The sequence below is a fragment of the Microbacterium sp. BF1 genome (assembly GCF_019279095.1).
Lineage (GTDB): Bacteria > Actinomycetota > Actinomycetes > Actinomycetales > Microbacteriaceae > Microbacterium > Microbacterium maritypicum.
The window spans coordinates 1-2,323 of record NZ_JAGYWT010000397.1; the positions used below are offsets into that span (position 1 = coordinate 1).

General features: G+C 68.1%; 3 protein-coding genes. 2 read left to right on the forward strand and 1 reads right to left on the reverse strand.

Features of this window, described 5'->3' with window-relative positions:
* The coding region (locus KZA10_RS12700; protein WP_218683054.1) for a TetR/AcrR family transcriptional regulator at window positions 1–475 on the reverse strand (475 nt) is incomplete at its 3' end.
* Between the two features lie 110 nt (window positions 476–585).
* On the opposite strand from KZA10_RS12700, the gene KZA10_RS12705 reads away from it, so the two are divergent.
* The gene (locus tag KZA10_RS12705; protein WP_218683055.1) at window positions 586–2,139 is read left to right on the forward strand and encodes a carboxyl transferase domain-containing protein; all 1,554 of its coding nucleotides are present in this window, start codon (window positions 586–588) and stop codon (window positions 2,137–2,139) included.
* A 5-nt stretch (window positions 2,140–2,144) separates the two neighbouring features.
* On the forward strand, window positions 2,145–2,323 hold a 179-nt coding region (locus KZA10_RS12710), incomplete at its 3' end, for a biotin carboxylase N-terminal domain-containing protein (RefSeq protein WP_218683056.1).

Below are 2,323 nucleotides of genomic sequence, written 5' to 3' on the forward strand. Positions count from 1 at the left end.
GACGCAGCTCGTCCTGATCGGCGCCGCCCTCGGGCGCCTGCAGCGGCGACAGCGCGGCCATCCACAACTCGATGTACGCACGCTGGAGGCGTCGGACCTCGGCGCGATCGGCCTCGGACAGGAACGCGACATCCCTGTCCTGCACCTGGATGACCTCGGCGTTGCCCAGGGCGAACTCGACGTGGAAGCCGATCAGCGCGCGCATCCGCTGATCGGCAGTCGGCGACTCCGCAGCGACGCGACGACCGCCCGAGATCAGGTCCTGACTGACCTTGACGAGCACGGCGCCCAGCAGAGCCTGTTTTCCTGCGAAGTGGCGGTACACGGCCGGCCCGGAGACGCCGACCGCTGCGCCGATGTCTTCGAGGCTCACTCCGCTGTATCCGCGCGCGACGAAGAGGCGCGCGGCGGCGTGCAGGATCGCATCGGAGCGTTCGGCCTTGGCGCGGTCTCGGGCTGTGACCGGGCTTGTCATCTCAGTTAATCCTCGCTAACCTGAATCAACGGGTTAGTGAACACTAACCGAAAGTGCATGCACCGCGCCAGGGTCCGCCCGCGCGGACGTGGGTCGAGGAGGACATCACGATGCCCGCAACCCAGGAATCACTGGCGCACGAGCTGCGAGAGCGCCTCGCGACCGCGGCGCACGGCGGACCTGAAGCTTCCCGCGAACGGCACATCGCCCGCGGGAAGATTCTCCCTCGCGACCGCGTCGCCCGTGTGCTCGATGAGGGCAGTCCGTTCCTCGAGGTCGCCCCGCTCGCCGCCGACGGACTGTATGGGGGAGAGGCGCCGGGAGCCGGCGTGATCGCCGGTATCGGCCTCGTCCACGGTCGACACGTGATGGTGGTCTGCAACGACGCGACGGTGAAGGGGGGCACGTACTACCCGCTCACGGTCAAGAAGCACCTGCGCGCACAGGAGATCGCCCTCGAGAATCGGCTGCCCTGCCTCTATCTGGTCGACTCGGGAGGAGCGTTCCTCCCGAAGCAGGACGAGGTCTTCCCCGACCGTGAGCACTTCGGCCGGATCTTCTTCAACCAAGCGCGCATGTCGGCAGAGGGAATCCCTCAGCTCGCCGCGGTGCTCGGGTCGTGCACCGCGGGTGGCGCCTATGTTCCCGCCATGAGCGACGAGACCGTCATCGTCCGCGGTCAGGGGACGATCTTCCTCGGCGGACCCCCTCTCGTGAAGGCCGCGATCGGGGAGATCGTGACCGCCGAAGAGCTGGGCGGGGGAGAGCTGCACGCACGGCGCAGCGGTGTGGTCGACCATCTCGCCGAAGACGATGAGCACGCGCTCGAGATCCTCCGCGACATCGTCGCGACGCTTCCTCCTCCCGCGGCGCCCGCCTGGGAGGTGCTGAACAGCCGCCCACCGTCCGAGTCGACGAGCCTGTACGACGCCGTCCCCGTCGACGTGAACGCCGCATACGACGTGCACGAGGTCGTCGCCCGTCTGGTCGACGGCGACACCTTCCTCGAGTTCAAGCCCGAGTACGGCACGACCCTGGTCACCGGATTCGCCCGCCTGCACGGGCACCCCGTCGGCATCGTCGCGAACAACGGCGTGCTGTTCAGCGAATCGGCGCTCAAGGGAGCGCATTTCATCGAACTCTGCGACCAGCGGGGTATTCCGCTGCTGTTCCTGCAGAACATCACGGGGTTCATGGTCGGCTCCGATGCCGAGGCCGGCGGCATCGCGAAGGACGGTGCGAAGATGGTCACCGCCGTGGCCAGCACCCGGGTGCCGAAGCTCACCGTGATCATCGGTGGATCGTTCGGGGCCGGAAACTACTCGATGTGCGGTCGGGCCTATTCGCCCCGGTTCCTGTGGACCTGGCCCGCGAGCCGCATCTCCGTGATGGGTGGCGCACAGGCCGCGTCCGTGCTCGCGACCGTCAAGGAGGATCAGCTCTCCGCCCGGGGCGACTCCTGGACGAGCGAGGACCGCGCGGAGTTCGAGGCTCCGATCCGTGAGCAGTACGAGCACCAGGGTGAGCCCTATTACGCCACGGCACGACTCTGGGACGACGGCATCGTCGATCCCGAACAGGCCCGTGACCTCCTGGGCCTGGCCCTCGATGTCGTCTCCCGCAGTCCGCTGCCCGAACCGCGCTTCGGCGTCTTCCGGATGTGAGTGCCATGTCCCTGTCTGCACCGTCTCCTTCGAACACCGGCACCTTCCACACGGTTCTCGTCGCCAATCGCGGGGAGATCGCCCGCCGCGTGATCCGCACCCTCCGGGCGCTCGGCATCCGCAGCGTCGCCGTCTACAGCGACGCCGACGCCTCGGCCCCCCACGTGCGTGAAGCGGACGAGGC